The following is a 24,252-nucleotide window of genomic DNA, read 5'->3' on the forward strand; positions in this document are numbered from 1 at the left end:
CACGACGATGAGCCAGACGGCCGACCACCCGAGTGTCGAGCCGGCGGGGGACGTCCCGCCGCACCGCTACACGCCCGCCCTGGCGCAGCGGATCGAGCTCGCGTGGCAGGACCGCTGGGAGGCCGAGGGGACGTTCCACACCCCGAACCCGACGGGCCGGCTGTCCGAGGGCTTCGAGCGGGTCGCCGACCGGCCCAAGTACTTCGTGATGGACATGTTCCCGTACCCCTCGGGCGCCGGACTGCACGTCGGGCACCCGCTGGGCTACCTGGGCACCGACGCCACCAGCCGGTTCCGCCGCATGGACGGCGCGAACGTGCTCCACCCGATGGGGTACGACGCCTTCGGCCTGCCCGCCGAGCAGTACGCCGTGCAGACCGGACAGCACCCGCGGGTCACCACCGAGGCCAACATCGCGGCCATCAAGGCGCAGCTGCGCCGGCTGGGCGTCGACCACGACGAGCGCCGCACCTTCGCCACGATCGACCCGGGCTACTACAAGTGGACCCAGTGGATCTTCCTGCAGGTCTTCGGGTCCTGGTTCGACGAGGACGCCGGGAAGGCGCGGCGGATCGACGAGCTCGTCGCCGAGCTGGACGCCGGCACCCGCGAGCCGGCGCCGGGCACCAACGAGACCGGCCGCCCGTGGGCCGAGCTGGACGACGTCGAGCGGCGCAGGGTCGTCGACGCGCACCGGCTGGCCTACCTGCACCAGGCGCCGGTCAACTGGTGCCCCGGCCTGGGCACGGTGCTGTCCAACGAGGAGGTGACGCCCGACGGGCGCTCCGAGCGCGGCAACTTCCCGGTGTTCCGGCGTCCGCTGACCCAGTGGATGATGCGGATCACCGCCTACGCCGAGCGGCTGCTGGCCGACCTGGACCGGCTGGACTGGTCGGACTCGGTGAAGCAGATGCAGCGCAACTGGATCGGCCGATCCACCGGCGCGCGGATCGGCTTCCCCGTCGGGGCCGCGGGGCGGGACGGATCGCCGGACGAGACCATCGAGGTTTTCACCACCCGGCCCGACACCCTGTTCGGCGCCACGTACATGGTGCTGGCGCCCGAGCACCCGCTGGTCGAGACGCTGACCGCCGCCGAGTGGCCGGACGGCACCGACCCGCGGTGGACCGGCGGCGCGGCGACCCCGGCCGAGGCGGTGCGCGCGTACCAGCGGCAGGCCTCCCGCCGCTCCGAGCTGGACCGGCAGAACGAGGCCCGCGAGAAGACCGGCGTCTGGCTGGGCGTCACCGCGGTCAACCCCGTCAACGGCCGCGAGCTGCCGGTGTTCATCGCCGACTACGTGCTGACCGGGTACGGCACCGGCGCGATCATGGCCGTTCCCGGTGAGGACACCCGCGACCACGACTTCGCGGAGGTCTTCGGGCTGCCCGTCGTCCGCACGGTGCAGCCGCCGGAGGACTTCGAGGGCGGCGCCTACACCGGCGCCGGACCGATGATCAACTCGTCCAACGACGACATCTCGCTGGACGGCCTGGACAGGGCGACCGCGATCGCCACGATCACCGACTGGCTGGTCGAGCACGGCCACGGCCGGGCGACGACCACCTACAAGCTGCGCGACTGGCTGTTCAGCCGGCAGCGCTACTGGGGCGAGCCGTTCCCGGTCGTCTACGACGAGAACGACCTGCCGGTCGCCGTCCCCGACTCGATGCTGCCGGTGCTCCTGCCGGAGGTCGACGACTACTCGCCGAAGACGTTCGCCGACGACGACGCCGACTCCCTGCCGGAGCCGCCGCTGTCGCGCGTCACGGACTGGACGACGGTCGAGCTGGACCTCGGCGACGGGCCGAGGAAGTACCGGCGCGAGACCAACACGATGCCCAACTGGGCCGGCTCCTGCTGGTACTACCTGCGCTACCTGGACCCCTCCGACGACACCCAGATGGTCGACCCGGAGCTGGAGAGCTACTGGCTCGGCCCGCGCGAGCCGGGGGACGTCGGCGGCGTCGACCTGTACGTCGGCGGCATGGAGCACGCCGTCCTGCACCTGCTGTACGCCCGCTTCTGGCACAAGGTGCTGCACGACCTGGGCTACGTCAGCAGCGAGGAGCCGTTCCGCCGGCTGGTCAACCAGGGCTACATCTCCGCCTACGCCTACACCGACGAGCGCGGCTTCTACGTGCCCGCGGCCGAGGTGGTCGAGGAGGACGGCCGGTTCACCCACGAGGGCAGGCCCGTCAACCGCGAGTACGGGAAGATGGGCAAGAGCCTGAAGAACATGGTGACGCCGGACGAGATGATCAGCGCGTACGGCGCCGACACGCTCCGGGTCTACGAGATGTCGACCGGCCCGCTGGAGCAGTCCCGGCCGTGGGAGACCAAGGCCGTCGTCGGCTCCCAGCGCCTGCTGCAGCGGATCTGGCGGGTCGTCGTCGACGAGGAGACCGGTGCGGTCCGGACGGCGGACGACGCCGAGCCGGCCGAGGAGACGCTCCGGGCGCTGCACCGGGCGATCGCCGGGGTGCGTGACGGGATGGCGACGCTGCGGTTCAACATCGCGATCGCGCGGATCACGGAGCTGACCAACCACCTGACGCAGGTGTACGGCGCCGACCCGGGGGTGCCGCGGTCGGTGGCCGAGCCGCTGGTGCTGCTGGTCGCGCCGCTGGCTCCGCACATCGCCGAGGAGCTGTGGGCGCGGCTTGGCCACGGGCAGTCGCTGGCCTGGCACCCGTTCCCCGAGGCCGACGGGCGCTGGCTGGTCGAGGACACCGTGCAGGTCGCCGTCCAGGTCAACGGCAAGGTGCGGGCCCAGGTGAGCGTGCCGGCGGACGCCGACGCCGCTGCGCTGGAGGCTGCGGCGCGGGCCGACGGGAAGGTCGCCGCCCACCTGGACGGGAAGACGGTGCGGCGCGTCGTCGCCGTCCCCGGCCGGCTGGTCAACTTCGTCCTGGGCTGAGCACTTCGTCGTCCTCTGGACGATACCGCGACCAGGTGCCGTCTCCGGGCGCGTGGAGCCGCTTCGTCACGCCTGCGCGGACCCCCCCGGGGCCCACTCGGCGCGACAGGACTAGAAGGCGAGCACCGCGCGCATCGCCTTCTCGACCGGCTCGAGGGCCTCCTCGACGGTCACGTCGCGGCCCAGCTCGGCCGACAGCGAGGTGACGCCGGCGTCGGCGATGCCGCAGGGGACGATCGCGCCGAACGCGCCGAGGTCGGGGTCGCAGTTGAGCGCGAAGCCGTGCATCGTCACGCCTCGGGCCACCCGGATGCCGATCGCCGCGATCTTGCGCTCGGGGCGCCACCGACTGTCCGGGCCGGGCTCGTCGGCGGGCAGCCAGACGCCGCTGCGCCCCTCCACCCGCCCGGCGTCGACGCCGAAGCCGGCGCAGACCTCGATGAGCGCGCCCTCCAGCCTGCGGACGTAGGCGACCACGTCGACCGGGTCGGGCAGCGCGACGATCGGGTAGCCGACCAGCTGGCCCGGGCCGTGCCAGGTGATCTTGCCGCCGCGGTCGACGTCGACGACGGGCGTGCCGTCCTGGGGCCGCTCGTGCGGCTCGGTGCGCTTGCCGGCGGTGTAGACCGACGGGTGCTCGAGCAGCAGCAGCGTGTCGGGACCCTCGCCGGCGATCCGCGCGGCGTGCAGCTCGCGCTGACGCGCCCAGGCCTCCTCGTAGGGGACCGTGCCGGCCTGGACCACCCGCAGTGCGCTCACGCCTCCAGCCTAGAGACAGGACCTCCTGCTCCCCACACCTCGCTGACGCTCGGCGCGGGTCCCGGCAGGAGGCCGGCACAGCGCATCACCTCGACGGTCATCAGCGCAGCCGGCGGGGTCCGATGCGGGTCTCGACCGCGGTGCCGTCGGGGCCGCGCTCCACTCGGTAGGCGGCCTTGTCGGGCCGGTCGGCAACCGCCTCGACCAGCTCCGTGCCCCGGTAGACCAGACCCACGCCGTCGTCGGTGGCGTGCCCGGCGGGCAGCGTGCCGTCGGCGACGAGCCGGTGGTACAGCGGACGGCGCTGCTCCTCGGAGTCGTAGTGGACGCCGTTGGACGTGGGGATCAGCCCCAGGCCGTTCGTGACCGGGCGCAGATCGGGGCCGTAGGAGTCCGTGGTGCCGCCGACGTGCCAGCACAGCGACCCGGCCGACACCCCGCCGAGCACGACACCGGCCTCCCACACCTCCCGGAACACCTCGTCGAGCCCGTGCACCCGCCACACCGCCAGCAGGTTCGCCACGCTGCCGCCGCCGACCCAGACGACGTCCTGCGCGAGCAGGTGAGCACGGACGTCGGGCACCGTGGGCATCGGGAAGAGGCTCAGGTGGCTGACGTCCACCCCGCTGCCCGCGAAGGCGCCGTACACGCCGGCCACCCGCACCGGGTCGTCGCCGGTGGCGGTGCCGAGGTAGCACAGGCGCGGCCGGTCGGGCGCCCCCGCCAGCTCGAGGGCGAGGTCGAAGACCGGGCCCGGCGCCCAGTCGTAGGGACCTCTGCGGCGGGAGTCGAAACCGATGCTGGTGGCGATGATGGTCGGGGCGGTGGCGGGCACGGTCAGGCAGCTCCTCGCGGGACGATGGTCAGGGCGCGCAGGACCGCGCGGGCGGCTCGCGCCCCGCTGGCCATGGCGCCCTGGATGGACGGGGTGTCGCGGTGGTCGCCGGCCACGTACAGGCCGCCACCCAGGTCGACCGGCTGCCGCAGGCGCAGCGGCGGGACGGCGGCCGGCTGGGCCTGCGGCACGGTGACCGAGGTGAGGTGTTCCAGCTCGCCCGTGTCGATGCCGTGCAGCGCCGCGACCTCGGCTCGCACGTCGGCCTCGCGGGTGGGGGCGAGACTGGAGCTGGCGACCAGTGCCCGGTCGTCGGGGCTGTAGGCGGGCTGGGCGTCGGTCAGCACGACGCTGTTGACCAGCCGACCGCCCGGCGTGCCGAGGACCAGCAGCGGCTGCCGGGTCGGGGACGCGGGCAGCACGTGCAGGTGGGTGGTCACCTGGCGGGGCGCGGACGCCGTCAGCCCCGGGACCAGCGCGGCGGCGGTGCCGGGATCGGTGGCGACGACGACGGCGTCGGCGCGGGTGCGCCCGGTGCCCGTGGTGACCGCGTCTCCGCCCACGGCCGTGACGCGGACGCCGAGGTGCACGCGGTCCGCGCCGACCCGCCCGGCCAGCTGCTCGCCGATCGACTGCATGCCCCGGGCCGGCAGGCCGATGGCGCCGCGGGCGAAGCTCCGCCACAGCAGGTCCAGGTACCGGCTCGACGTCTCCAGCCGGTCCTCCAGCAGCACACCGGCGAGGAAGGGGCGGAAGAAGCGCTCGAGCGCCGTGTCACCCACGCCGGCCCGCCGCAGCCGCTCCTCGGCGGTCGACTCGCGCTCCCGCAGCAGCCGTGGGACCGGGGTGTAGCCGACCCGCGCCGAGTAGGCGGCGATCGCGGCCTTGCGCAGCGGGGACCCGAGCGGCGCGCGCACCGTGCCGAGCGCGGCCGTGGGCTGCCGGCGCGGGTCGACCACCCGGGACGCCCGGCCGTCGACGCGTAGGACCGCGCCCGGCCAGAACAAGCCGAGGTCGAGGGCTGCCAGGTCGAGGTCGGCGGCGCGCGGGTAGCCGGTGTTGAGCACCTGGAAGCCGCGGTCGACGACGAACCCGTCGACCCGCTCGGTGGCCAGCCGGCCGCCGGCATGGCAGCCCGCCTCGGCAACGTGCACGTCGACGCCCGCGGCGTGCAGCCGGACCGCTGCGGACAAGCCGGCCAGCCCGGCTCCGACGACGACCACCTGGGCGCGGACGGGCAGCGGCATGGCCCGAACCTAGGAGGCCCGCCGCCGCCCCACCCGTCCGGGGCGGGTCCGGTGGACGCGGCCGTCGCCTGTGGACAACGCCGGCAGGCACCCATCCGGCCGCCTACGGTGCCCGGCATGCCGTCGACCCCTCCCGCCCCCGTCGTCCCCGGCTACCGGCTCGAGGAGCTGCTCGGCCGCGGCGGGTCCGGCGAGGTGTGGCGCGCGGTGCCCCGGTCCGGTGGTCCGCCGGTCGCCGTCAAGCTGCTGGTCGCCGGGGACGCCGAGCGGCAGGCGCGCGAGGCGGCATTGCTGGGGGAGCTCGACCACCCGCACCTGGTCCGGCTGCACGAGGTGATGCACGAGCCACGTCGCGGCGGCCAGCCGCGCGTGGCCCTAGTCCTGGACCTGCTCGCCGGCGGCAGCCTGGCCGCGCTCCTGGCCCGCCGCGGCCGGCTGAGGCCGGGGGAGGTGGTCACGGCCCTGGCTCCCGTGGCCGCCGCGCTGGCGCACGCGCACGAGCGCGGGGTGGTGCACGGCGACCTCTCGCCGGGGAACGTCGTGTTCACGGCCGAGGGGCGACCGGTGCTCACCGACCTGGGTGTGGCGCGGGTGGTGGGGGAGGAGGCGGCCGGCGAGCTCACGCCGGCCTACGTCGACCCCACCGTGGCCCGTGGTGGGGCACCCGGGCCGGCCTCGGACGTCTTCGGCGTTGCCGCCGCGGCCTTCCACGCCCTGACCGGGGTGGCGCCGTGGAACGCCGCGACGCCGGCCGACACGCTCCGCGTCGCCGCGGAGGGAACGCTGCCCGACCTCGCCGAGCTGGCACCCGACGCCCCGCCGGACCTGCTCGCCGTCATCACCCGCGGGCTCTCGGCCGACCCGCACGACCGGGGGTCGGCCGCCGCCCTCGCGCTGGACCTCCGGCACGCCTGCCGCCCGGAGCCCGTGCGGCTGCCGCGGGCCGGGGTGCCCGACGAGGACCTCGCCCGCACCGGCCGCGGCCCGCGCACGGAGCTCACCCACCAGGTCCCCGGGCGGCACCGGCGGGTCGCCGAGGAGGCGCCGCCCGACCGCGGGGGCCCGGGTACCCGGCTGGCGGCATCCGGCCGGCTTCTGCGCCGGGGGGCCGTGCTCGCCGGCGCGGCCGCCGCCGTGGTCCTCGCGGTGCAGCTGGGCGGCTGGTGGAGCGGTGCGCCGGCGCCGGCGCCGGCCGCCCTCGTCGACCGCGCCGCCGGCGCACCACCCCCGGGGGAGGCGGCACCGAGCCCGTCTGCGGCCGCGTCCTCGTCGGCCGTCCCGGAGGCGGTCGCCACGCTCACGCCGCAGGCTCCGGCCACGCCGACGCCACAGGCTCCGGCCGCGCCGACCACGCCCGCCCCGCCGGAGCCCGCCGCCGGGCCCGAGGAGGACTGGCCAGCCCGGCTCACGGAGCTCTACCAGCGCCGCACGGAGGCACTGGCCACCGGCTCCGTGCCACTGCTCGACGACGTGTTCGTCCCCGGCAGCCCCCTCCTGGCCGCCGACCGGGACACCGTCACCGCCCTGACCGCCGCCGGGGAGGCGCTGCGCGGTTTCACGCCCGAGATCGTCAGCGCGAGCCTGCTCGACGGCACGCCCGGCGCGGGACGAGTGACCCTGCAGGTGGTGGACCGCTGGCCGGCCTACGAGGTGGTGCGAGCGGCCGACCCCGGCGGGCCGGCGCTGCGCCCGGTCGGCGAACGCGGCGAGGCGGAGGTGCGGATGACGCTCGAGGCCACGGCGGAGGGGTGGCGGATCTCGTCGGCCGAACGGGTCGGGTGAGGCGGCGTCAGCCGCGCTGCAGCGCTGCCCGGAACGCGTCGTCGAGATCGGGGTGGGTCCACCGGTAGCCGGCCCCCTGCAGGGCCGCGGGGACGGCGCGCTGGCCGGCCAGCACGCTGGACCGGCCGAACTCGCCGAGGGCCAGCGACAGCACCGGGCCGGGGACCGGCAGGAGGGCCGGCCGGTGCACCGCTGCGGCGAGGCGACGGACGAACTCGGCGTTGGGAACCGGATCGGGGCCCGTGAGGTTGACCGGGCCCGAGACGTCCGCGGTCAGCAGGAAGCGGATCGCGTCGACCTCGTCGTCCAGGCTGATCCACGGCCAGTACTGACGCCCTGAGCCCATGCGCCCGCCCAGGCCGGCTCGGAAGACCAGCCCCAGGATGCGCATGAGCATGGCGTCACGGCCGACGACCAGACCGGTGCGCAGGTGCACCACCCGCACGCCGGCGTCCTCGGCGGCGCGGGTGGCGGCCTCCCAGTCGACGCACAGCCGGGCCAGGAAGTCACTGCCGGGCGGCGCGTCCTCCTGCACCGGCCGGTCGCCGGTGTCGCCGTAGTAGCCCACGGCCGACGCGGAGAGCAGCACCCGGCGGCGTCCCGGGTCCGCCGTGGCGGCCGCGGCAAGCGCCTCGCTCACCGTGACCGTGCTGTCGAGCCGGCTGGAGCGCAACTGCTCCTTGTAGCCGGCGGTGAAGGGCCGCGGCCGGATGGGGGTGCCGGCCAGGTTCACCACGGCGTCGACGTCGGAAAACAGGGCCGGGTCGATCCGCCCGTGCTGGGGGTCCCAGCGGTGCTCGTCGGCCGTGCGCGGCGTCCGGCGCACCAGCCGGAGCACCTGGTGTCCGTCGGTCTGCAGGGCGGCCACCAGGCGCGTCCCGATCAGTCCGGAGGAGCCGGTGACCGCGACCTTCATGTCTGTCCTCCAGGGAGCGGACGCGATCGGGGCCCCGGCCGACGCCGGGGCCCCGATCGGTGCGGATCAGGCGAGGCCGAGCTCGCCGTGGAACTGACCGCCCTCCAGCCGCTCCTTCACCGTGCCCAGGAAGCGGGCGGCGTCGGCGCCGTCGACGATCCGGTGGTCGTAGGTCAGCGCCAGGTAGACCATCGACCGGACCGCGATCACCTCGCCGAGGTCGGGGTCCTGGACGACGACCGGGCGCTTGACCACGGTGCCGACGCCGAGGATCGCCACCTGCGGCTGGTTGATGATCGGCGTGTCGAACAGCGCTCCGCGGCTGCCGGTGTTGGTCAGCGTGAAGGTGCCGCCGCCGAGCTCGTCCGGCGTGACCTTGTTGGTGCGGGTCCGCTCGGCCAGGTCGGCGATCTTACGGGCCAGCCCGCCGATGCTCAGGTCGCCGGCCTCCCTGATCACCGGCACCAGCAGGCCACGCTCGGTGTCGACCGCGACGCCCAGGTTCTCGGCGTCGTGGTAGGTCACCGTGCCCGCCTCGAGGTCGATCGAGGAGTTCACGGCCGGGTGGGCCTTGAGCGCCTCGACCGCCGCCTTGGCGAAGAACGGCAGGAACGACAGCTTGACGCCCTCGCGGGCCTCGAAGTCGCGCTTGGCCCGGTCCCGGAGCCGCGCGATGGCCGTGACGTCGGCCTCCACGACCGTCGTCAGCTGGGCGCTGACCTGCAGCGACTCCACCATCCGGCGGGCGATGACGGTGCGCAGCCGGGATAGCTTCTCGGTGCGCCCGCGCAGCGAGGTGTCCGGCTGGGCGGCCGGGGACGGGCTCGGGGACGGCCGGCCGGAGGCAGCGGCGGCCGGGGCCGGAGCCGGTGCCGGGGCGGCCGCCTTCTCGGCGGCGGCGATGACGTCCTGCTTGCGGATCCGCCCGCCGACGCCGGTGCCGGTCACCGAGGACAGGTCGACACCGCGCTCGGCGGCCAGGCGGCGCACCAGCGGGGTGACGTACTGGCCGCCCCCGTCACCGGCGGGCGCCGGAGCCGGGGTCTTCGGTGCCGCGGGCGCCTGCGGAGCGACTGCCTCGGCGGGCGACGGCGCGTCGGTGGGGGAGGTGCTCGGCAGGACGCCACCGGAGCCGTAGTCGGCACCGGGCTGCGCCGAGGACGGCTGCGCCCGCTGCGGGGTCGGGTCGGCCTGCGGGGTCGGCGTCGTCGCCTGCGCGGGAGGCGCCGGCTCGCGCGGCTCCTCCTGCGACTGCGGCTCCTGCTGAGCCGGGGCGGAGGGGGCCGGGGCCTGCGCCGGGGCGCCGCCGCCGGCGGAGCCGATGACGGCCAGCTCCGCACCGACCTCGACGGTCTCGTCCTCGTTGACCGAGATCGACACCAGCGTGCCCGACACCGGTGCGGGGATCTCGGTGTCGACCTTGTCGGTCGAGACCTCCAGGAGCGGCTCGTCGGCGGTCACCTCGTCGCCGACGGACTTCAGCCAGCGGGTGACGGTCCCCTCGGTGACGCTCTCACCGAGCGCCGGCATGGTCACCGGCGTCCCCTCGCCGCCGCCGCCGCCACCGCCACCGCCCTGGCCGCCGTCGCCGGAGGCCGGTGCGGCCGCGGCCGGCTGCGGCTCGTCCGACGGACCGGGACCGGCGTCCTCGACCTGGTCGACCGGGGTCTGCGGGGTGGCATCGGCGTCCTCGGCCGACGCAGGGCCGCCCGCGCCCCCGCCGTCGCCCTCCCCGCCGATGACGGCGAGCTCGGCACCGACCTCGACCGTCTCGTCCTCGGCGACGAGGATGCTGGTGAGCACGCCGGCGGCCGGCGAGGGGATCTCGGTGTCGACCTTGTCGGTCGAGACCTCGAGGAGGGGCTCGTCGACCTCGACCTGCTCACCCTCCTGCTTGAGCCATCGGGTGACCGTGCCCTCGGTGACGCTCTCGCCCAGGGCGGGCATGGTGACGGAGGTCGGCATCGGGGCGGGGCTCCTTCTGGCGCGGTGGGTGGGGGAGGGGGTGCGGTGGGTCAGCCGTGCACGTGCAGCGGCTTGCCGGCGAGCGCGAGGTGGGCCTCGCCCAGGGCCTCGCTCTGCGTCGGGTGCGGGTGGATGAGGGCGGCGACGTCGTCGGCCTCGGCCTCCCAGTTGTAGATCAGCTGCGCCTCGGCGATGAGCTCGCCGACCCGGCTGCCGACCATGTGCACGCCGACGACGGGACCGTCGACGGCCTGCACCAGCTTGACGGCGCCGGCGGTCTTGAGGATCTGGCTGCGGCCGTTCCCGCCGAGGTCGTAGTTCAGCGTCTTGATCTCCCCGAAGCGCTCCTTGGCCTGCGCCTCGGTGAGGCCGACCGAGGCGACCTCGGGGTCGGAGTAGGTGATCCGCGGGACGCCGGCGTAGTCGATCGGGGCAGGCTCGAGGCCGGCCAGCCGCTCGGCGACGAGGATGCCCTCGGCGAAGCCGACGTGGGCGAGCTGCAGCGTCGGGATCAGGTCGCCGACGGCGGAGATGGTGGGCACGTTGGTGCGGAGGTACTCGTCGACGAGGACGTAGCCGCGCTCCATGGCGACGCCGGCCTCCTCGTAGCCCAGGCCCTGGCTGACCGGGCCGCGGCCCACGGCCACCAGCAGCAGCTCGGCCTCGAACTCCTTGCCGTTCTCCATCGACACCTTGACGCCGTTCTCGGTGTGCTGCACGCCCGAGAAGCGGCTGCCGAGCTCGAAGCCGATCTTGCGGCGGCGGAACGCGCGCTCCAGGAGCTTGGAGGACGACTCGTCCTCCAGCGGCACCAGGTGCGGCAGGGCCTCGATGATGGTGACGTCGACCCCGAAGGACTTCCAGGCGCTGGCGAACTCGCAGCCGATGACGCCGCCGCCCAGGATGATCGCCGAGGCCGGGACCCGGTCCATGTCCAGCGCGTGGTCGCTGGTGATGACCCGGTTGCCGTCGATCTCCAGGCCGGGCAGCGAGCGGGCGTAGGAGCCGGTCGCCAGCAGGACGTGGCGACCCTCGTAGCGCTGGCCGTTCACCTCGACCGCGGTCGGGGAGACCAGCCGGCCCTCGCCCTCCACGTACTGGATCTTGCGGCTCTTGATCAGGCCCTGCAGGCCCTTGTAGAGCCGCGAGATGACGCCGTCCTTGTAGCTGTTGACGCCGTCCATGTCGATGCCGGCCAGCGACGTCTTGACGCCGAACTGCTCGCCCTCGCGGGCCAGGTCGGCGACCTCGCCGGCGTGCAGCAGGGCCTTGGTGGGGATGCAGCCACGGTGCAAGCAGGTGCCGCCGACCTTGTCCCTCTCGACGAGGACGACGGACATGCCGAGTTCGGCGGCGCGCAGCGCGGCGGCGTAGCCACCCGAGCCACCACCGAGGATGACCAGGTCGGCGGGGGAGTTGGGTGAGCTCACGAGTTCTCCTCGGGTGCCGGGGTCCCGCCTGCGTTCACACGGGCGGGGGATGGTCCGCGCCCATCCTGCCACTCCGGGAACGCGGCCGTGGGCAGCGCCGTTGCCACCGCGGACGTCGCGGCCGGAGCGCGACCGCGCGGGACAGGAGCGGACATGGGGCTGTGGAGCCGACTGCGGGGGCGGACGCCCGGCCGCGGCACGCTCGACCGGGGCTCCGGGCGGGCGGACGTCGCCCACCTCGAGCAGTTCGCGGCCAGCCGACGTGGCGTCGAGGGGTACGTCGAGCCCCGTACGTCGGTCACCGAGACCACGGTCGTCCTGGTCGCCGCCGACGGCGAGTGGACACGGCGCCGGATCGACGGCCCGGAGACCGCCCGGCGGCTCTCCCGCGAGCTCGGCATCCCCGTCTACGACGCGCAGGTGACCGGCTACCCGCAGCGGATGCGGGACTGGAGCGCCCGGCAGAGGGGAAACCGGTTGGAGTGACACCGCAGGGGCCCACCGGGCGGCGGGCCCCTGCGACGGTCGTCCGGACTCAGCTGATGAGGTCCTCGACGGTGGCCAGCAACGTGCGCACCGGGACGCCGGTCCCGCCCTTGGGCGTGTACCCCCACGGCGCGCCGGTGTTGTAGCTCGGGCCGGCGATGTCGATGTGCGCCCACGGCAGCCCGTCGGGCACGAACTCGGCGAGGAAGTGCGCTCCGACGAGCATGCCGCCCATGCGGTCGGCGTTGGCGTTGACGAAGTCCGCGACCGGCGAGTCCAGCCCGCGGCGCAGCTCCGCCGGCATCGGCATCGCCCACATGGCCTCGCCGCTGCGGGTCGAGGCGGCCACGACGGCGTCCCGCATGTCGTCGCTGCCCATCACGCCCGCGGTGCGCGAGCCCAGGGCGACCAGCTGGGCGCCGGTCAGGGTGGAGGTCTCCAGGATCGCGTCGGGGGAGTCCTCGGCGGCCCGGGCCAGCGCGTCGGCCAGGATGACGCGGCCCTCGGCGTCGGTGTTGGTGATCTCGGCCTTCTTGCCGTTGCGGAAGGTGACCACGTCGGCCGGGCGGTAGGCCGTGCCGCTGGGCAGGTTCTCGGCGATCGGCACGGTCGCGGTGACCTCGACCGGCAGGCCGAGCTCGGCGATCAGGCAGACGGTGGCGATCACGGCGGCAGCGCCGGCCATGTCGCTGGTCATGTGGTGCATGTTCGCGGCCGGCTTGATCGACAGGCCGCCGCTGTCGAAGGTGATGCCCTTGCCGACCAGCGCGACCTTCTTGCGCGCCTTCCTCCCCCGGTAGGTCAGCCGGAGCAGGCGGGGCCCGCGGGCGGAGCCGCCACCGACGGCGAGGACGCCCCCGTAGCCGCCGGCGACCAGGGCCCGCTCGTCGAGCACCTCGACGTCGAGCCCGGCCCGCTTGCCGGCGGCCGCACCTCGTGCGGCCAGCTCGGCGGGGTAGAGGTCGTTGGGCGGGGTGTTGACCAGGTCGCGCACCAGCGTGACGGCGTCGGCGACGGCGCGGGCGCGCTCCAGCGGCGCCTTGGCGTCCCCGGCCGCGGGGACGACGACGGTGAACTCCCGCGGCGGTACGGGGCGGCCGGCGGTGTCGGACTTGTAGGCGGTGAACTCGTAGGCGCCGAGCAGGCTGCCCTCGCCGACGGCGTGCAGGCGCAGCTCGTCGGGCGTCCCGCCGACCGCGGCCAGCAGCGTGACGACCGAGCCGCGACCCGACAGCGCCCGGCTGGCGGCGCCGGCGGCCCGGCGGACCGCCTCGGCGGCGTACCCACCCCCGGCCTGGGGCGCGCCGAGGCCGACCGCGGCGACGACCGGGAACGGGCCCTGCCCCAGCGCGGCGACCCGGGTGACCTCGTCCTCCGCGCCGCGGGCGCCCAGATCGGCGAGGGCGGGCAGCAGCCGGCCGCAGAGCAGCCGGTCGACCGCCTCTGCGCCGGGCGTGGGGAGCGGGCCGTCGGGCCCCTTGCCGATGCCGACGACGACGGCGTCGGCGGAGAGCTTCTCGAGCGGGCGGTCGGTGGCGGAGATCGTCGGCGGCACCGCTCGATCCTAAGAGGACCCCCTGCCCCCCGACGCTCGCCGGCTCGCGTCGGGCCCCTGCAGGGGGGCCGCCCTGCCGCCCCGTTCGCGAGGTCACGCGGGCTCCTGCGGGGAGACCCTCCTGCCCCCCGGCGCTCGCCGGCTCGCGTCGGGCCCCTGCAGGAGGGCCGCCCAGCCACTGCCGGCACCGATAGCGTGCGGTCCGTGACGCCGCGGACCTCCCCCCTGCACGACCGGCACGTCGCGGCCGGCGCCAAGCTGGCCGACTTCGGCGGCTGGTCCATGCCGATCGAGTACGCCGGTGGTGGGGTGCTCGCCGAGCACGAGGCCGTCCGCACCGGCGTCGGTCTGTTCGACGTCTCGCACCTGGGCACCGCCACGGTCCGCGGCCCGGGGGCGGCGGCCTTCGTCGACAGCTGCCTGAGCAACGACCTGTCGCGCATCGGGCCGGGCCAGGCGCAGTACACGATGTGCTGCCTGCCCGACGGCGACCCGCGGGCCGGGGGAGTGGTCGACGACCTGATCGTCTACCTGCACGGCCCGGACGACGTCCTGCTCGTGCCCAACGCCGCCAATGCCGCCGAGGTCGTGGCCCGGCTGACCGATGCGGCACCGGCCGGGGTCACGGTGACCGACCGGCACACCGAGGTCGCCGTCCTCGCCGTGCAGGGGCCCCGGTCACCGCAGCTGCTCTCCCTGCTCGGGCTGCCGGGAGAGCTGCCCTACATGTCCTTCGTGACCGGCGTCGGTGGCGGCTCCGCCGAGGTCACCGTCTGCCGCACCGGCTACACCGGCGAGCACGGTTACGAGCTGCTGGTGGCCGCCGACCGCGCCGGCGAGCTGTGGGACGTGCTGGTCGAAACCGGGCAGGACGAGGGACTGCGGCTGTGCGGGCTCGGCGCCCGCGACACGCTGCGCACCGAGATGGGCTACCCCCTGCACGGCCACGAGCTCTCGCCCGAGATCACCCCGGTGCAGGCCCGCGCCGGCTGGGCGGTGGGCTGGCGCAAGCCGGCGTTCTGGGGCCGGGAGGCGCTGCTGGCCGAGAAGGAGGCCGGGCCGGCCCGGCTGCTGTGGGGGCTGCGCGCGCCGGGCCGGGGGATCCCGCGCCCGGGCATGGCGGTGCGCGACGCCGACGGGAACCGGGTCGGCGAGGTCACCAGCGGGACCTTCTCGCCGTCCCTGCGGACCGGCATCGCCCTCGCGCTGCTGGACACGGCCTCCGGGGCGGGGGAGGGCTCCGAGCTGGCCGTGGACGTGCGCGGGCGGCCGCAGACCGTGGAGGTCGTGCGGCCGCCCTTCGTCCCCTCGCACGTGCGCTGAGAGAGGACCCCGTCCTCTCTCAGCTGCGCTGGTGCGAGTCCTTGGTCGGCACCGGAGGGTCGGGCAGCGAGTCGGCCATGGTGGCGTCGCGCTCGCCCATCGGCTGAGGCGGACCCTGCGTGGTGTCCTCCGCCGTCTGGTGCTCGGCCTCCGAGTTGATCTCCGCCCCGAGCAGGATCAGGTAGCAGGTCAGGTACAGCCACAGCATCAGCACGATGACGCCGGCGATGGCCCCGTAGGTCTTGTCGTAGGACCCGAAGTTGTCGACGTAGATGCTGAAGCCGAGGCTGACGATCGCCCAGATCACGGTGACGACGACGGCCCCGAGACTGACCCAGCGCAGCCGCGGGGCGTCCCGGTCCGGGGCGACCCGGTAGAGCACCGCCAGCGACCCGGCGAAGATGCTGAGCAGCAGGACCCATCGCACCACCTGCGCGAGAACGGTGGCGAACGGGCCGAGCGGCAGCGCGTCCAGGAGGTTCGGTACCACCGCGACGAGCCCGAACGTGATCAGCACGAAGAGGATCGCGCCGAGCGTGAGCCCCAGGGAGATCGCCTTGCGCTTGACGAAGCCACGCGTCTCCACCTCGTCGTAGGCGAGGTTCACCGCGGTCACCAGGTTGCCGACGCCGCCGGAGGCGCTCCACAGCGCACCGAGCACGGAGGCGGCCAGCCCGAAGCTGAGCGCCCCGCCGCTGTTGGTGACGATGCTGTTGAGCTGGTCCCCGATCAGGTCGGCGGCGCTCTCCGGCAACTGCGCCGAGAGGTCCTCGACCTGCCGCGCGACGGTCTCCGGGGAAGCGACCAGCCCGTAGATGTTCATCATCGCGATCAGCGCCGGGAAGATCGCCAGGAAGCCGAAGAACGCCACGCCGCCGCCGATGATCGGCATGTTGTCGGCGTTGTTCTCCGCCCAGGCGCGCCGGACGATCTGCTTCCAGCCCCGCCAGGGGATCTCGGTCGGCTTGTCCGCGGTGACGCCGGGCAGCTGCTCCTCGTTCGGTGCGCCCGGCGGCAGCCGGTCGGCCTGCGGGTGCGGACCGCGGGCCTCCGCCGCCTTGGCCGCCGCCCGCCGCGCCGCCTTCTCCTCGACCCGCTCGCGGATGCGGTCGACGGCGCTCTCACGGTTCCGGGTGCCGGCCACGTCAGTCGCCCGGCCAGCTGCCGGTCAGCCTGGTGAAGCCCCGGGCGCCGGCGCGGTCGATCGCCGCCTTGGTCGCAGCGAAGATGGCCCCCTGCAGGGCCGCGGCGAGGACGACCTCGCGCATCCGGTACTCGCTCTGCAGCGCGTCGGGGGCGTCGTCCTCGTTCGCCACCCGCTTCCAGACCTGCTTGAACACCGCACCCGAGACGACACCGGCCAGGATGCCCCCGAGCAGGCCGATCGGCCGGTAGGCGAGCTTGGCTCCCTTGCTGCTCACTTCGTCCTCCTCACGGACCGGCGGGCCTGCTGCGCCTTCTTCGCCGTCCTCTTGGCTGCCGTCCTCCTGGCCGCTGCGGCCCTCTCGGCCGCCGCCGTCCTCCTGGCCGCCGCGGTCTTCGTGGCGGCCCGGGCCCGCTTCTGCGCGGCCTTCGCGTTCCTCCGTGCGCTCTTGCGAGCGGCCTTCTCGGCCGCTGCCCGCTGGGCGGCAGCGACCTTGGCCTCCTGCTTCGCCTGACGCTTCACCCGACGCCTGGCGATGCGACGGTCCTTGGTGAGGCGGCGCCACACCAGCAGGCCCAGCAGCGCAGCTACTCCCGCGCCGGCGCCGATGACCGCCGGGGGGTTCTCCCGGTAGGTCTCGACCGCGGTGTCACGGGCCCGGTAGGCGCCCTCCTTGGCACGCTCGGGGACGTCGAGACGCTGCGACAGCTCGTCGACGGTGCGGCCGAGTTGCTCACGAGTGGCATCGATCTCGGCCTTGATCGCGTCCGGGTCGTTCGGCGACGCGCCGCCGGCCGTCGTGCTGCGGGTCTGGTCGGGCCCGTTCCCGGAACTGGCTGGTGTGCTCATCGACGCGCACTCTCCTTCACGGTCGCGATGTCGGCCTTGGTGCTGGCGATGGCCTCGGTCGGCACCGGCGGCGCGCCCTTCTGGACGTCCTTCTTGCCGACCAGCGCGAGCACGCCGGCGATCGCGAAGAGGACGACGGCCACGATGAGCGCGGCCAGCCAGCCGGGCAGCACCAGTGCCAGGGCGAGGACGGCGGCGGCGATGAGCACGGCCAGGCCGAAGAAGGCGACCAGGCCCGCGCCGCCGAACAGGCCGGCGCCGATGCCGAGGCGCTTGGCCTTCTGGGTGACCTCCGCCTGTGCGAGCCGGGCCTCGTCCCGGACGAGCCGGCTGATCTGCTCGGTCAGCTGGCCGATGAGCTGGCCGGTCGAGGCGTCCTCGGGGCTGGGGGGCGGGACGCTCGCGCGACTGGCGCCCGTGGTTGGGTCGGTCATCGGTCCTCCGGGACGGGGGAGTCTGTCGATGTCCTCACATGCCCCCGATGATCGCCCGGGTAACCAGGCGCGGGTCACACTCCGGGCACGGCGCCGGCTGACTAACCTCAGCGCGCATGAGCTGGTACTGGCGGCTGGAGGACCCCTCGGGGGTGGAGCTCGACCCCGCCGTGGTCGGGCTGGAGGTTCCACGGGCGGACAACCAGGGCGACGCGGAGTCCTGGCTGGGGGAGAACTGGCGGGACCTGCTCGAGCGGGGGGTGGCGACCGTCACGCTCTTCGACGGCGAGCAGGAGGTCTACGGCCCCATGGGCCTCGCCGCGACCTGAGGAAGGACCCCCTGCCCCCGCCACTCGCGAACTCGCGGCGGGACCCAGCAGGGGGCCGTCCCCGGTGCGGTCCTCCGTCAGCCGCGGGCGGTCCTGGCGGGGTCGCGTTCGACGACGTCCCCCAGGACGTCGTCGATGCGGGTCAGGACGTCGGCGCCGAGGGTCACCCCGGCCGCCGCCACGTTGTCCTGCACCTGCTCGGGCCGCGTGGCGCCGATGATCGCCGCCGCGACGTTGGGGTTCTGCAGCACCCACGCGATCGCCAGCTGGGCCATGGACAGCCCGAGGTCCTCCGCGACCGGCCGCAGCCCTTGCACCCGGGTGAGGACGTCGTCCCGCAGGAAACGCCGCATCGACCCGCCGGCCTCCGCGTGCCCGCCGCGGCTGTCGGCCGGCGGCTGCTGCCCGGGCAGGTACTTACCGGTGAGCACGCCCTGCGCCAGCGGGGACCACACGATCTGCGAGACGCCCTCCTTCTCGGAGGTGGGCACGACCTCGTCCTCGATGACCCGCCACAGCATCGAGTACTGCGGCTGGTTGCTGATCAGCTGGACGCCGAGGTCGCGGGCCAGCGCGGCGCCGGCGGCGATCTCCTCGGCGTTCCACTCGGAGACGCCGATGTAGAGCACCTTGCCGGCCCGGACGAGGTCGGCGAACGCCGTCATCGTCTCCTCGAGCGGCACCGTCGGGTCGTAGCGGTGCGCCTGGTAGAGGTCGACGTAGTCGGTCTGCAGCCGCCGCAGCGAGGCGTGGCAGCTCTCGGTGATGTGCTTGCGGGACAGGCCGCGGTCGTTGTGGCCGGGGCCGGTCGGCCAGTAGACCTTGGTGAAGACCTCGAGCCCCTCGCGGCGCTGGCCGGTCAGGGCGCGGCCGAGCACCGCCTCGGCCCGGGTGCCGGCGTAGACGTCGGCGGTGTCGAAGGTGGTGATGCCCGCGTCCAGGGCGGCGCGGACGCAGGCGTGCGCGGCGTCCTCCTCGACCTGGCCGCCGTGCGTCAGCCAGTTGCCGTAGGCGATCGCGGAGATGTTGAGGCCGGAGCGGCCCAGTCGTCGGGATTCCACGCCGCTCGACGCTAGCCCCGCGGGCCCGCCGAGGCGCGCAGAGCCCGGCGGCCCCATCGTGGCCCGTGGTGGCCCCGTCCAAGGTCCCGCCCTGGGCCTGCGAAGGGTGGGGAGGACGGGGTCCTCTTTCAGACCTGGGCGCCCACCCGGACCTCGGGTTTCGGGAAGCGCCAGCGGCGGACCATGGTCGCGCGGCTGATCCCGTACCAGACCAGGCCCTTCATCTTGTGGTCCTGGTCCGGGAAGCGCTCCAGCACCTTCTGCTTGATCCGCCGGCCCAGGACGATCGAGTCGAGGATCATCAGCAGGAAGAAGACCAGCCAGATGGAGACGGTGTAGCTGCGCACCTGCTCGTTGGGCACGAAGTTGCCGATGAGCACCAGCGCGGCGACCAGGAGGAAGAAGCTGCCGGCGTTGCGGCGCGCGTCGACGACGTCCCGGACGAGCTTGCGGACCGGGCCGCGGTCGCGGGCCGGGAGGTAGCCCTCGTCGCCACGCGCCGCGCCGGCGCGGGTGGCCCCGCGGTTGGCCACCTGCTGCTCGCGCATCCGCTTGTAGGCCTCCTTGCGGGTCTGCGGAGGCGGTGGGGGAGGCCCCGGACGTCGTCCCTGGGCCTCGTGGCGCTTGGGCGTGGGCCGGCCCTTGCCGCCCGTCTTCACCAGCTGCGCGGTCGGGTCGGCGGCGGGGTCGGGCGCGGCCCCGGTGCGGTCGCGGCGTCCGGGCAGGCGGAGCTTCACGGCCGCGAGTCTACGTGTGACCTCGGCCGATCCTGATCCACACGGCACGCGACGCCGTACAGTGGGAAGAGGCTCCGCTCCGGCGGTGTTGGCCTGCTGCAGGACGTGCCGCAGCAGGCACCCTCGAACGTGGGAGGACTTCCAACATGACGGTGCAGGACACCACGGCCACCGGCGTCATCCTCAGCGACCCCGCTGCCGCCAAGGTCAAGGCGCTGCTGGACCAGGAGGGTCGCGACGACCTCCGCCTGCGCATCGCCGTCCAGCCCGGCGGCTGCTCGGGCCTGCGCTACCAGCTCTTCTTCGACGAGCGGTTCCTCGACGGTGACCAGACCTACGACTTCGACGGCGTCGAGGTCATCGTCGACCGGATGAGCGGCCCGTACCTCGGCGGCGCCGTGATCGACTTCGTCGACACGATCGAGAAGCAGGGCTTCACGATCGACAACCCGAACGCGACCGGCTCCTGCGCCTGCGGCGACTCCTTCAGCTGAGTCCCGCCGCGGCACCGCCGACACCACGAAGGCCCGGTCCCTCCGCCAGGAGGGACCGGGCCTTCGTGGTGCCCGGCTACAAGCGGACGGGGTAGACCGTCTCGGGGACGTCGACCTTGACGCGCTGCTCGACGAAGACGCCGTGCCAGACCATGAACACCAGCAGCGTCCACAGCTTGCGGGAGAGGTCGACCGACGAGCCGGCCCGGTGGTTGTCCCGGTGGGCGTCGAGCATCCAGAGGATCTGCCGCCGGTCGAGCCACTCGTCGGTCTGGCTGTCCTCGACGATCTGCCGCGCCCAGTCGTGCAGGTCCTCGGCCAGCCAGTGCCGGGTCGGGACGGGGAAGCCGAGCTTGCGGCGGTCGAGCACGTGCGGCGGCACGATCTGCTCCAGGGCCCTGCGCAGCGCGTACTTCGTCGTCTCCCTGGTCACCCGCTGGTCGACCGGCAAGGTACCCGCGACCGCGAAGACCTCCGGGTCGAGGAAGGGCACCCGCAGCTCCAGCGAGTTGGCCATGGTCATCTTGTCGGCCTTGACCAGGATGTCGCCGCGCAGCCAGGTGAACAGGTCCACGTACTGCATGGCCGTCACGTCGTCGTAGCCCGCTGCCCGGGTGCGCTCGTAGAGCTCGCGGGTGACGGCGACGTGTGACAGGTCGGGATCGCGGCGCTCGAGGAAGCCGAGCTCGTCGTCCCGGAAGATCCGCGCGTTGCCGTAGTACCGCTGCTCGAGCGGGATGGACCCGCGGCGCAGCAGGTCCTTGCCGCGCATGCCGTCGGGCAGCCTCGCCGACAGCGCGCCCAGTGCCCGGCGGATCCCGCCGGGCAGCCTGTCGAACGCCGCCAACGACAGCGGCTCGCGGTAGATGTTGTAGCCGCCGAACAGCTCGTCGGCGCCCTCGCCCGAGAGCACCACCTTCACGTGCTTGCGGGCCTCGCGGGCGACGAAGTACAGCGGGACGAGCGCGGGGTCGGCAACCGGGTCGTCGAGGTACCAGACGACGAGCGGGATCGACTCGGCGAACTCCTCGGGCGTGACGACCTTGGTCACGTGCTCGACGCCGATCGCGGCCGCGGACTCGGCGGCGACGTCGATCTCCGAGTAGCCCTCGCGCTCGAAGCCGACCGTGAAGGTCATCAGGTCGGGGTTGTACCGCTTGGCCAGCGCGGCGATCGCGGTGGAGTCGATGCCGCCGGAGAGGAAGGAGCCGACGGTGACGTCGGCGCGCATGTGCACCCGCACCGAGTCGTCGAGGACCTCGGCGATCCGGTCGTAGAGGCCCTGCTGCTCGTCCGCGGGGACCGGCCGGACGGGGAAGGTCGGGTGGAAGTAGCGGCTGGTCCGCAGCTCGCCGTCGGCAACGGTGAAGCTCGTGCCGCTCTCGATCCGCCGGATGCCGCGGTGCAGGGTCGCCGGCTCGGGGACGTACTGCAGGGTCAGGTAGTGCTGCAGCGAGGCCGAGTCGACGCCGCCCGCGGCGTCGCTGCCGCCCAGCATCTCCAGCAGCGCCTTCTTCTCGGAGCTGAAGACGAGCGCGCCGTCGGCCAGGCGGGCGGTGAACAGCGGCTTGATGCCGAAGGGGTCGCGCGCGCCGAACGCCGTCCCGGTGTGGGTGTCCCAGATGACGAACGCGAACATGCCGCGCAGCCGCCGGACGACGTCCTGGCCCCAGTAGTGGTAGCCGGCGACGATCGCCTCGGTGTCGCCCTCGGTGGCGAACCGCGCCCCCAGGGCCGCGAGCTCCTGGCGCAGCTCCACGTAGTTGTAGATCTCGCCGTTGAAGACGATCCGGTAGCGGCCGTCGGCGTAGGGCATCGGCTGGTGGCTGTGCTCAATGTCGATGAAGGCCAGCCGGTTGAAGCCGAAGGCGACCCGGGCGTCGTTCCAGACCTGGGTCTCGTCGGGACCGCGGTGGCGCAGGCAGTGCAGCGCCTCGTGCACCTCCTTCACGCGGGTGTCGTCGACGCGGTCGGCGTCCGTGGACAGGTAGGCGAGCAGGCCGCACATGGGCGTGGTTCTCCGAGGGTCGTGGTGTGCCGGCGGAGTGGCCGCGGCAGGGTCAGACGCGAGCGCCGGCGCGGGTCTTGCGCGTGGCGTTGCGCTCGGCCACGAAGGACAGGATCGGAACGGTTCCTGCCACCAGGGTGAGAAGCGTGCCGCGCCACGTCCAGGAGGCGCGCAGGGCGAGGTCGCAGGCAGTCAGGAAGAAGACGAAGTACAGCCAACCGTGCAGGGTGCCGAGCACGGTGACCGGCCCCTCGATGCCGGCGAGGTACTTGAGGGGGACGGCGACCAGGACCAGCGCGATGAGCAGGACGCCCACGATCCAGGCCATGACCCGGTAGCGGGTCAGTGCGGCGGGGACGTCGCGGCCCACCCGGCGGGCCAGGGCGCGCGGCAGCCGGGACGCCGTGGTCGGCTCAGCGGCCATGCTGGGCCCGCTGCTGCAGCGCCCGCTCGTTGAGCTCGGCGAGGTAGGCGTTGTAGGCGGCCAGCTCCGGGTCGCCCGTGGTGTCGATCCGCGGCCGCTGGTAGAGCACCAGAGCGGCGCCCGGCTCGTCCTCGTCGGGGTCGCGACGGACCTCGTCGAGGCACATCTTCACGTAGAAGCCGAGGCCCATGAACCCGTACAGCGGCCACTGGAGGGCGTAGCTCCAGTTCACCGCGCCGCCACCGGCCTCGGCCTTGGACAGCTGCCAGTACCCGAGGAAGAAGGTGGCCACGAAGAGGGCGGCCACCACCAGGTGCATCAGCACCCACTTGGGGGTCAGCAGCCGGGAGAACACGGCCTCGACTGTAACCGGCGGCGCCCCTGGCGAGGGGACGCCGGTGAGGGGTCTCACCGTGCCCGCCGTCAGGGGCCCGCCGCCGCCCGGGGGCGCAAGCCGGGTCGTCGTCCGCCCGTCGCCGTCCACGCCCGCCCGCCCGACCCGCCGGTGGGGTGTCTCCGGTGGTCGGCCGCCGTGCGGGGTCGGCTAGTCTCGCCGCAGACTGTGGTCGGCACAGGCGCCGTTCGCCGGGGACCGGCTGACGGCCCGCCGGGAGGACCGTCCGGCACACCGGACGAGGACGAGGAGGCAGCGAGCAGTGGCTCGAGGCAGCAGGCTCGCGCGGGTCGCCGCGCTCGGTCTCCTGGGGGTGCTCGCCCTGACCGGGTGCACCCCGAACAACGAGTTCTGGCGCTGGGGCTGGCCCGATGGGATCACCGACGAGTCGGTCCTGATGCGCGACCTGTGGATCTGGTCGGTCATCGCGGCTCTCATCGTCGGCTTCGCGGTGTGGGGGCTCATCGGCTGGTCGGTCGTCATGCACCGCAAGCGCGGTGACGAGCTGCCCAAGCAGACGGCGTACAACCTGCCGCTGGAGATCGTCTACACGATCATCCCGTTCCTCATCATCGCCGGGTTGTTCTTCTTCACGGTGGTCGTGCAGAACCGGGTGCAGGAGCGCAGCGCGGACCCCGACGTGACCATCGCGGTCAACGCCTTCAAGTGGAACTGGCAGTTCGTCTACCCGGAGACCACCGGGGCCGACGGTGAGCCGGTCAACACGGTGGGCAACAGCGAAGAGATCCCGATCCTCGTCCTGCCCACCGATCAGACGGTCCGCTTCGAGCTGGCCTCGGCCGACGTCATCCACTCGTTCTGGGTGCCGGAGTTCCTCTTCAAGCTCGACGTCATCCCGGGCAACGAGAACGGCCGGGACAACGTGTTCGAGGTGACCGTCCGCGAGGAGGGCGCCTTCGTGGGCCGCTGCGCCGAGCTCTGCGGCACCTACCACGCGTACATGAACTTCGAGGTGCGGGCGGTCTCGTCGGCGGACTACGACAGCTACCTGGCCGCGCGCGAGTCGGGCCTGAGCACCTATGACGCGCTGGAGAGCATCGGTCAGCCGGGCGCGGCGACGAGCACCGCGCCGTTCGACCTGATCGACGACGCGCAGCGGGCCGACGGCTGACGTGCCCGCCACCCCCGCACCGCACACC

Annotated in this window: 23 protein-coding genes; 7 read left to right on the forward strand and 16 right to left on the reverse strand. The window is 74.0% G+C overall.

What is annotated here, in order from left to right:
- Positions 1-7 precede the first annotated feature (7 nt).
- Positions 8-2,920, forward strand: a complete 2,913-nt coding sequence (leuS, locus tag ACWIX3_RS13505) for a leucine--tRNA ligase (protein WP_448607864.1) — start codon at positions 8-10, stop codon at positions 2,918-2,920.
- 111 nt (positions 2,921-3,031) lie between these two features.
- Here leuS and lipB read toward each other — a convergent pair whose 3' ends face one another.
- The 3 genes from lipB to ACWIX3_RS13520 all read right to left on the reverse strand — a co-directional run bounded on the left by lipB (position 3,032) and on the right by ACWIX3_RS13520 (position 5,761).
- On the reverse strand, positions 3,032-3,679 hold the full coding sequence (lipB, locus tag ACWIX3_RS13510) for a lipoyl(octanoyl) transferase LipB (protein ID WP_448607865.1): 648 nt from the start codon (positions 3,677-3,679) through the stop codon (positions 3,032-3,034).
- A gap of 100 nt (positions 3,680-3,779) precedes the next feature.
- On the reverse strand, positions 3,780-4,514 hold the full coding sequence (locus tag ACWIX3_RS13515) for a Type 1 glutamine amidotransferase-like domain-containing protein (protein ID WP_448607866.1): 735 nt from the start codon (positions 4,512-4,514) through the stop codon (positions 3,780-3,782).
- A 2-nt stretch (positions 4,515-4,516) separates the two neighbouring features.
- Complete coding sequence (locus ACWIX3_RS13520) at positions 4,517-5,761, reverse strand: NAD(P)/FAD-dependent oxidoreductase (RefSeq protein WP_448607867.1); 1,245 nt, start codon at positions 5,759-5,761, stop codon at positions 4,517-4,519.
- Between the two features lie 117 nt (positions 5,762-5,878).
- Between ACWIX3_RS13520 and ACWIX3_RS13525 the strand changes: the two genes are divergently transcribed.
- Positions 5,879-7,543, forward strand: coding sequence for a serine/threonine-protein kinase (locus ACWIX3_RS13525; RefSeq protein WP_448607868.1), 1,665 nt, complete (start codon positions 5,879-5,881; stop codon positions 7,541-7,543).
- A 7-nt stretch (positions 7,544-7,550) separates the two neighbouring features.
- Here the strand turns inward: ACWIX3_RS13525 and ACWIX3_RS13530 are convergent, their stop codons facing one another.
- From ACWIX3_RS13530 to lpdA, 3 genes are all read right to left on the reverse strand, one after another.
- The gene (locus tag ACWIX3_RS13530; protein ID WP_448607869.1) at positions 7,551-8,459 is read right to left on the reverse strand and encodes a TIGR01777 family oxidoreductase; all 909 of its coding nucleotides are present in this window, start codon (positions 8,457-8,459) and stop codon (positions 7,551-7,553) included.
- A 66-nt stretch (positions 8,460-8,525) separates the two neighbouring features.
- Positions 8,526-10,424 (reverse strand): 2-oxoglutarate dehydrogenase, E2 component, dihydrolipoamide succinyltransferase, encoded by a 1,899-nt coding sequence (sucB, locus tag ACWIX3_RS13535; protein ID WP_448607870.1) that lies wholly within the window; start codon positions 10,422-10,424, stop codon positions 8,526-8,528.
- 50 nt (positions 10,425-10,474) lie between these two features.
- Entirely contained in the window at positions 10,475-11,854 is a 1,380-nt protein-coding gene (gene lpdA / locus ACWIX3_RS13540; protein WP_448607871.1) for a dihydrolipoyl dehydrogenase, read from the reverse strand.
- A gap of 153 nt (positions 11,855-12,007) precedes the next feature.
- Between lpdA and ACWIX3_RS13545 the strand changes: the two genes are divergently transcribed.
- Positions 12,008-12,340 carry an oxidoreductase gene (locus tag ACWIX3_RS13545; RefSeq protein ID WP_448607872.1) on the forward strand — a complete coding sequence of 111 codons (333 nt, stop codon included), beginning with the start codon at positions 12,008-12,010 and terminating at the stop codon, positions 12,338-12,340.
- 49 nt (positions 12,341-12,389) lie between these two features.
- On the opposite strand, the gene ACWIX3_RS13550 is transcribed toward ACWIX3_RS13545, so the two are convergent.
- Positions 12,390-13,895, reverse strand: a complete 1,506-nt coding sequence (locus ACWIX3_RS13550; RefSeq protein ID WP_448607873.1) for a leucyl aminopeptidase — start codon at positions 13,893-13,895, stop codon at positions 12,390-12,392.
- A 204-nt stretch (positions 13,896-14,099) separates the two neighbouring features.
- Between ACWIX3_RS13550 and gcvT the strand changes: the two genes are divergently transcribed.
- On the forward strand, positions 14,100-15,218 hold the full coding sequence (gene gcvT / locus ACWIX3_RS13555) for a glycine cleavage system aminomethyltransferase GcvT (RefSeq protein ID WP_448607874.1): 1,119 nt from the start codon (positions 14,100-14,102) through the stop codon (positions 15,216-15,218).
- A 19-nt stretch (positions 15,219-15,237) separates the two neighbouring features.
- Here gcvT and ACWIX3_RS13560 read toward each other — a convergent pair whose 3' ends face one another.
- The 4 genes from ACWIX3_RS13560 to ACWIX3_RS13575 are packed head-to-tail and all read right to left on the reverse strand — an operon-like array spanning position 15,238 to position 17,645.
- Positions 15,238-16,362, reverse strand: coding sequence for a YihY/virulence factor BrkB family protein (locus tag ACWIX3_RS13560; protein ID WP_448607875.1), 1,125 nt, complete (start codon positions 16,360-16,362; stop codon positions 15,238-15,240).
- Position 16,363: 1 nt separating this feature from the next.
- Positions 16,364-16,639 carry a DUF4235 domain-containing protein gene (locus tag ACWIX3_RS13565; RefSeq protein ID WP_448607876.1) on the reverse strand — a complete coding sequence of 92 codons (276 nt, stop codon included), beginning with the start codon at positions 16,637-16,639 and terminating at the stop codon, positions 16,364-16,366.
- A complete protein-coding gene (locus ACWIX3_RS13570) occupies positions 16,636-17,211 on the reverse strand; it encodes a DUF3618 domain-containing protein (protein ID WP_448607877.1) in 576 nt (191 codons plus the stop codon). The genes ACWIX3_RS13565 and ACWIX3_RS13570 overlap by 4 nt, the downstream gene beginning before the upstream one ends.
- Positions 17,208-17,645, reverse strand: a complete 438-nt coding sequence (locus ACWIX3_RS13575; protein WP_448607878.1) for a phage holin family protein — start codon at positions 17,643-17,645, stop codon at positions 17,208-17,210. The genes ACWIX3_RS13570 and ACWIX3_RS13575 overlap by 4 nt, the downstream gene beginning before the upstream one ends.
- Before the next feature lie 116 nt (positions 17,646-17,761).
- Between ACWIX3_RS13575 and ACWIX3_RS13580 the strand changes: the two genes are divergently transcribed.
- Positions 17,762-17,974, forward strand: a complete 213-nt coding sequence (locus tag ACWIX3_RS13580; RefSeq protein ID WP_448607879.1) for a hypothetical protein — start codon at positions 17,762-17,764, stop codon at positions 17,972-17,974.
- Positions 17,975-18,051: 77 nt separating this feature from the next.
- On the opposite strand, the gene ACWIX3_RS13585 is transcribed toward ACWIX3_RS13580, so the two are convergent.
- Positions 18,052-19,035 carry an aldo/keto reductase family protein gene (locus tag ACWIX3_RS13585; protein WP_448607880.1) on the reverse strand — a complete coding sequence of 328 codons (984 nt, stop codon included), beginning with the start codon at positions 19,033-19,035 and terminating at the stop codon, positions 18,052-18,054.
- Between the two features lie 128 nt (positions 19,036-19,163).
- Positions 19,164-19,772 (reverse strand): DUF3043 domain-containing protein, encoded by a 609-nt coding sequence (locus ACWIX3_RS13590; protein ID WP_448607881.1) that lies wholly within the window; start codon positions 19,770-19,772, stop codon positions 19,164-19,166.
- A gap of 146 nt (positions 19,773-19,918) precedes the next feature.
- Here ACWIX3_RS13590 and ACWIX3_RS13595 point away from each other — a divergent pair, with 146 nt between their 5' ends.
- Positions 19,919-20,266, forward strand: a complete 348-nt coding sequence (locus ACWIX3_RS13595) for a HesB/IscA family protein (RefSeq protein WP_448607882.1) — start codon at positions 19,919-19,921, stop codon at positions 20,264-20,266.
- Positions 20,267-20,342: 76 nt separating this feature from the next.
- Here the strand turns inward: ACWIX3_RS13595 and asnB are convergent, their stop codons facing one another.
- Genes asnB through ACWIX3_RS13610 form a run of 3 tightly spaced genes read right to left on the reverse strand, consistent with a single transcriptional unit; the run spans position 20,343 to position 23,053 of the window.
- On the reverse strand, positions 20,343-22,274 hold the full coding sequence (asnB, locus tag ACWIX3_RS13600; RefSeq protein ID WP_448607883.1) for an asparagine synthase (glutamine-hydrolyzing): 1,932 nt from the start codon (positions 22,272-22,274) through the stop codon (positions 20,343-20,345).
- Between the two features lie 52 nt (positions 22,275-22,326).
- Positions 22,327-22,698, reverse strand: a complete 372-nt coding sequence (locus ACWIX3_RS13605; RefSeq protein ID WP_448607884.1) for a DUF3817 domain-containing protein — start codon at positions 22,696-22,698, stop codon at positions 22,327-22,329.
- Positions 22,688-23,053, reverse strand: a complete 366-nt coding sequence (locus ACWIX3_RS13610; protein ID WP_448607885.1) for a metalloprotease — start codon at positions 23,051-23,053, stop codon at positions 22,688-22,690. Before ACWIX3_RS13610 ends, ACWIX3_RS13605 begins: the two co-directional genes overlap by 11 nt.
- A 301-nt stretch (positions 23,054-23,354) precedes the next feature.
- On the opposite strand from ACWIX3_RS13610, the gene ctaC reads away from it, so the two are divergent.
- Positions 23,355-24,224 (forward strand): aa3-type cytochrome oxidase subunit II, encoded by an 870-nt coding sequence (gene ctaC, locus ACWIX3_RS13615; RefSeq protein WP_448607886.1) that lies wholly within the window; start codon positions 23,355-23,357, stop codon positions 24,222-24,224.
- The last annotated feature ends 28 nt before the right edge of the window (positions 24,225-24,252 follow it).

This window comes from Geodermatophilus sp. URMC 60 (assembly GCF_053502585.1).

Excerpts from the sequence above, each read along its gene's own strand:
- ACWIX3_RS13580 (WP_448607879.1), top strand. The coding sequence starts at position 17,762 with ATGAGCTGGTACTGGCGGCTGGAGGACCCCTCGGGGGTGGAGCTCGAC.
- ACWIX3_RS13595 (WP_448607882.1), top strand. The coding sequence starts at position 19,919 with ATGACGGTGCAGGACACCACGGCCACCGGCGTCATCCTCAGCGACCCC.
- ACWIX3_RS13605 (WP_448607884.1), bottom strand. The coding sequence starts at position 22,698 with ATGGCCGCTGAGCCGACCACGGCGTCCCGGCTGCCGCGCGCCCTGGCC.
- ACWIX3_RS13570 (WP_448607877.1), bottom strand. The coding sequence starts at position 17,211 with ATGAGCACACCAGCCAGTTCCGGGAACGGGCCCGACCAGACCCGCAGC.
- asnB (WP_448607883.1), bottom strand. The coding sequence starts at position 22,274 with ATGTGCGGCCTGCTCGCCTACCTGTCCACGGACGCCGACCGCGTCGAC.
- ACWIX3_RS13545 (WP_448607872.1), top strand. The coding sequence starts at position 12,008 with ATGGGGCTGTGGAGCCGACTGCGGGGGCGGACGCCCGGCCGCGGCACG.
- ACWIX3_RS13520 (WP_448607867.1), bottom strand. The coding sequence starts at position 5,761 with ATGCCGCTGCCCGTCCGCGCCCAGGTGGTCGTCGTCGGAGCCGGGCTG.
- leuS (WP_448607864.1), top strand. The coding sequence starts at position 8 with ATGAGCCAGACGGCCGACCACCCGAGTGTCGAGCCGGCGGGGGACGTC.
- sucB (WP_448607870.1), bottom strand. The coding sequence starts at position 10,424 with ATGCCGACCTCCGTCACCATGCCCGCCCTGGGCGAGAGCGTCACCGAG.
- ACWIX3_RS13530 (WP_448607869.1), bottom strand. The coding sequence starts at position 8,459 with ATGAAGGTCGCGGTCACCGGCTCCTCCGGACTGATCGGGACGCGCCTG.
- ACWIX3_RS13525 (WP_448607868.1), top strand. The coding sequence starts at position 5,879 with ATGCCGTCGACCCCTCCCGCCCCCGTCGTCCCCGGCTACCGGCTCGAG.
- ACWIX3_RS13575 (WP_448607878.1), bottom strand. The coding sequence starts at position 17,645 with ATGACCGACCCAACCACGGGCGCCAGTCGCGCGAGCGTCCCGCCCCCC.